Origin of the sequence: Sphingomonas sp. 3P27F8, from assembly GCF_005502745.1 — a bacterium.
Lineage (GTDB): Bacteria > Pseudomonadota > Alphaproteobacteria > Sphingomonadales > Sphingomonadaceae > Sphingomonas.
Map to the genome: position 1 here is coordinate 1 of NZ_SCNL01000037.1, position 4836 is coordinate 4836.

4 protein-coding genes are annotated in these 4836 nt (G+C 60.1%); all 4 read left to right on the top strand.

Translation table 11 applies throughout. The annotated features are described in order from the left end of the window. Positions 1–4: 4 nt before the first annotated feature. From FFS35_RS20595 to FFS35_RS19785, 4 genes are read left to right on the top strand one after another with little or no spacing between them, the layout of a single operon-like run. On the top strand, positions 5–88 hold the full coding sequence (locus FFS35_RS20595; RefSeq protein ID WP_349290344.1) for a hypothetical protein: 84 nt from the start codon (positions 5–7) through the stop codon (positions 86–88). A 29-nt stretch (positions 89–117) separates the two neighbouring features. Continuing rightward, entirely contained in the window at positions 118–1794 is a 1677-nt protein-coding gene (locus FFS35_RS19775; protein WP_137788471.1) for a hypothetical protein, read from the top strand. 2 nt (positions 1795–1796) lie between these two features. Continuing rightward, positions 1797–2837, top strand: a complete 1041-nt coding sequence (locus tag FFS35_RS19780) for a TniB family NTP-binding protein (protein WP_137788472.1) — start codon at positions 1797–1799, stop codon at positions 2835–2837. Further along, complete coding sequence (locus tag FFS35_RS19785; protein ID WP_137788473.1) at positions 2834–4714, top strand: hypothetical protein; 1881 nt, start codon at positions 2834–2836, stop codon at positions 4712–4714. Before FFS35_RS19780 ends, FFS35_RS19785 begins: the two co-directional genes overlap by 4 nt. Positions 4715–4836: the final 122 nt, after the last annotated feature.

Consider the following 4836-nt stretch of genomic DNA (forward strand, 5'->3'; position numbering starts at 1 on the left):
ATGGCTGACCGACACCATCAGCCGCATCGCCGACCATCCAGCCCGCCAGATCAATGAACTGCTGCCGTGGAACTACCGTCCCGCCTGACGCGACGCCTTCACCGGACGCTTACGCTGGTGCACCAGAGTGCAGCGCTGTTCTGGTCGGATGAGTCGATCAGGAAGATGGACTGTCATGCCCTCGTGGTCAGTGCATGGCATCAGCTGAACGACGTCGAGACGTCTAATATCGGCTCGAAGCCGCCAAGCAAGACCACGGTGATCAACCGGATCAACAAGTCAGAATCCCGGGACACCTACGCGTATCGATATGGCCGACATGAAGCCGATCGGCACTTCGTGGCGTCCGGAGAAAGCATGCCGGTCCATCGCCCGTTTGAGCTAGTCTACATCGACGGCACGGAGTTCAGACAGGTATGTCTTTTCTCATCAGACGTTCCAGTTCCCAGCAGCAAGATGAAGACCGTCGAAGTGATGGACGCCTTCTCCTTGTTCGTCTTTCCCAGCATCCCGTTCGCTGGCCCGTACCGATCGGAAATGGGGATGGCAGCGATCCTTGGGGCCCTCATGGCTCCGACGTTGGACGAACACACGCTCGCTCAGAACCCGATGGCTCAGCTGCTTTTCGGGCGAATTGGCCGGCTTCGTGGCGACAATGACAAGGCGATTATCCCACCCTCGGCAATCGGAAATCTAACCAACGTTATCCGGAGGGTGGAGCTGGCGAAGAAGTACGCCCCGGATGAGAAATCCAATCTCGAAAACTACTTCGGCTTCAAGAAGGCACGCCTGGATGGCCTCCCCGGGACAGTGCTGTCGGCTCGCAGCCGTCGGCGGTCCATCCGGCGTGATCCCCTGGCGGAGGCCTCGCTCACGCGTGACAGCTTTGCACGGAAAAATGAGGAGCTGCGGCTTGAATGGAACGCCATGGGCCACAGCGCTTTGGGCGGCCGATCCCCGAACGACGTCATGCTCGAATACATTATGCACGAGGGCAAGATCCGCTTCACGCCGCCGGGCGAAATCAAGCGGCACTTGGCACGGGCAGTACAGGGTATCCTGACCACGGACGGCGTGACCTTCGACGGTATTCTGTATCGCTGGAACCGGGACGGCATTACGCAGGTCCTGTCGAACAACTTGTCGTCGCAGGCATTTCGCCAGCGGCTCGAAGGCACGGCGAAGTGCGACGTGCATATCCGGGTGTACGATTGGAACCTGGATTCCATCGAGGTTCTCGACGAACACGCCAATCAGTTCGTACCGCTCTGGTCAGACGACCCCGATTACACCGCCTTCTTGAGCCGGGCAGAGCATAAATTTCACCAGAGGTGCGCTTCCTCAGGCGCGACGGGCGCGCAGACGAGCGAAGAGAAGGCGCGGCACCGGGGGGATAATCTTAAGCGTGCGTGGCGCGACATGCACACCCAGCCGTTCCGGTTTGCAAAGACGGTCAGCTCTATTCTCGAAATGGCCGAGATCAGGTCGAAGGCGCGCAACATTCAGGACGACCCGGACCTGACTAACTTCGACGACCTGCTGTTAGAAACCGCAGTCGCTGGGGCCGAGCGCGTGGACGTTCCTCTTGGTCCGTCGCAGAAGCGGGAAACGAAAGGCAGGCCGGAACCGTCGTCAAGGGCCAAGTCCAAGCTGCCAGAATCTCCGTTTGATTGGGGCGGCTTGGAGCCTGCACCCCGGACCAACCAGCTCATGCTTGAGCAGCTGGAAGAAGAGGATCTCGACGGCGGGATCGATTGGGACGCCGATGACGATCAGCTCGGGCTGAGGGACTGAACGTGAGCGCCCCCAGCCGTCGACCTAGTGATCCGCTTGGCGATCAACCAGCTCCGACTCATGGCGACCTGAAGCCAGACTACGCACATCGCGCTCGCTCCGAACGGGTGGCGCGGGTCTTGCCGTTTTTTAAGGCCAACTACGTTGAGCACGGACCGCAGACACTCGTCGTTGAGCAGTTGCTCACCTACCTCGCGTCGATGCAACCTCTGCTCGGTGGTCCAATCGATGGACGGCGGTTGTCTGAGCACTCGAACGCCGGGAAGTCCCGCATGATCGAGCACCTGGTCGCGACCGCGGCATTGCGTCGTGCAGCCGCGGGTCTGCCGCCCAATCCGTACCAAATCGTCGTGTTGGAGCTGGACAAAACGACGTCGGTATCTGCCTTCTACCGGCGCATCCTTCTGCAGCTCGGTGATGACCATTGGGATAGCCCAGCCAAGCTCGACGAACTGGAAGAGCGCGTCCAGCATCTCAGTCGGAAGCTTGAGGTCGAGGGGTTGGTCTGCGACGAGGTTCAGCATTTGGATCGGAAGACCACTGACGCGCGGCAGGTCACCGATCGCTTCAAGACGTTCCTCAACCGTGGTGTTCTACCACTCATTCTGGTTGGCGATGAGGATTCCGAGGTCTTCTTTAACAAGAATCCGAAGTTTGCTTCGCGGCTCGGAACACCCCTCACGCTGAAGCCCTTGGACGTGCGCAATAATGAGGAGGACCGCGTCCATTTCCTGCGCTTCTGCAAACGACTTGACCAGTCGATGGCTGAGGCGGGCATCGTTGATGCAGTCGCACGTTTAGACGGCCCCGGGATCAGGACTCAGCTCGCTGTCGCTAGCGGCGGCCATATCGGAAGGGTGTGTCGCGTAGTTTGCGAAGCCACCTTGCATGCGCTGTGGCGGGGCTCACCCGTTGTTGAGCGGCACGATCTCAGCGTAGCGACGCGCCAGTTCGCGATGAAGTTGAATTGGGTCATGCACGACCCGTTTTCGATTGTTCCCGGTGCCAGTTCCGAGAACAGCACGGGAGCGCGGATTGGATGACTAATCGTCCACGTCAGTTGCGATTTCCCTACAAGCCTGCGGCGGACGAAAGCCTTTGCGGCGCGTTGGCAGCCGCTTGTCACGACTCCCGCGTGCGGTCGATCAAACAGGTCCTCTCCAACGGCGGGGTTCGCGTTTTCGATCCCGGGCAAGTTCAGGTTGCAAGGCCCCAGGTACTCGACGCTGTGGCTACAATCATGAAGGTGAATGCCGCGCAACTATCGTCACACGGCTATACGCCGATGACGCGCAACATGCTTGCGCTTGCAGACGTCGTCGTACCCCGAAAGGTTATCGAGCTTCGTCGCCGCCGGGTTGGACCGCTTTCTCTCATGAAACAGCCGCATCATCGAGCGGCATGGCTCAACCGGCTGTTGCCATACTGCCCGGAGTCGTTGGAACTTCTCGTCGATGCCTGCCCGAGCTGCGGGCCGCTTCAATGGCGTTATGCGAGAGGCATCGGTAACTGCGATCATTGCGGAGCGCTGATCGCGCCGTCTGGCTCGGCATCCTTAGCGGCCGCGCTGGCGGATGACTACCGGCAGGCAGCCAATTTGATGTCGCATCAAGAGGATGTCGGAGCGGAAGCTATCAAGGCGCTTCCATCCTGCATTCAGAGGTTTTCCCGAACGACCTTACTCGCGACGCTCCTGCGGGCCGGAATCGTGTTCTCCAGCCAACGAAGCTGGTTCGCGATCCACAAGTTGATCGAGCAACCACCCACCGTCGTTGCGCAGGTTATTTGCGCCGGTGCCAGAATGCTCAGGGGTTGGCCTCACTCTATTCGCACGGAGGTCAGTGCGCTGACCGACGCGATGGCTGATGACCTCGTGGCGTACGACGCATTGCGGAACGACCTGCGCTGGTTGACCGGGCGGACATCCGAAGGTGCGGAACTCTTTAGTATCGCGCTCAGCACCCTCGACGGCCGGACCGCAGACGTGTTCGCGACGGGAGAAGCGCCCTATTATACAACCACGCAGGTCAGCCGCCTGCTGAACATAAGCTCCCGTGAGCTCAAACATCTGAGGGACGCGGGCGTCGTCCGGTACGACAAGCTCCCGAGCGAACAACGCACGAGAGCTCGGTATCACTCGAAAGACATCGATGAATTAGTGAACTTGCTTCGTGACTGCATGACGGCTGGGGCAGCCGGCGCCGCACTGGATGTGCCGGTCTACGCGGTCGATCAAATCGCTAAGGCTGGCTACATCGAAGCTGTCGACGATCCTCGCGTTCATGCGCTTCGGGGACATCAGGTTGTCAAACAATCTGTGGAGGCGCTTGTGGATCGGCTCCGCAAGGGCGCGTTGCAGGCGAGTCCTCCTTCGACTGCGGATCGCCTCGAAAAGGTCTTGGCGGCATTTCCGGGGGAAAAGCCTTGGGGAGCGGCAATCGGTGCGCTGCTACGATATGGCGCCCGTTACTATTTGCCCCAAGGCGACCTCGCAGTCCGGCGGATCATGGTCGACCCTGCAGTTGTTTCGACCTTTCAGCGCGGTCGCGCATGGTATTCCGGCAGCGGCGTGGGGGTCACGCATATTGCGCTGCGCGACGCTGCTGAAGTTCTCGGGTCGAGCTTCCCGGAGGCTGTCGCTGCCGTCAATTCCGCTGGGCTCGCAATCGTTCGCTATGGCCCTGGCAAGGGGGTCTGTCGGGATGGCTTGCGCCGCTTGGCCGGTGAGATGGCCTTTGTCCGTGAAGTCGCGGCGTACACCGGGAGTCACCACCGCGCGGTTTACAGCGAACTCACGAGGCATGGCGTTCCGCGAGTACACGGAGGCTGGTGCCGCCGAATGCTGGTTCAACTCGGCTTGGTTTCTGGATCTAGTCCCCCTCCGTCGCCAATGGCGGACGCGATGACGACTGGCAGGTAACGCAGTAAACAACGCTAGGACGGATCGACATTCAGGATTCCCAAGGGGAGTGATCGCTGATTCATAGGTATCCGTGTTGAGACGCGGAGCGGATGATGGTGGCCAAGCGGTATGAACTGAAT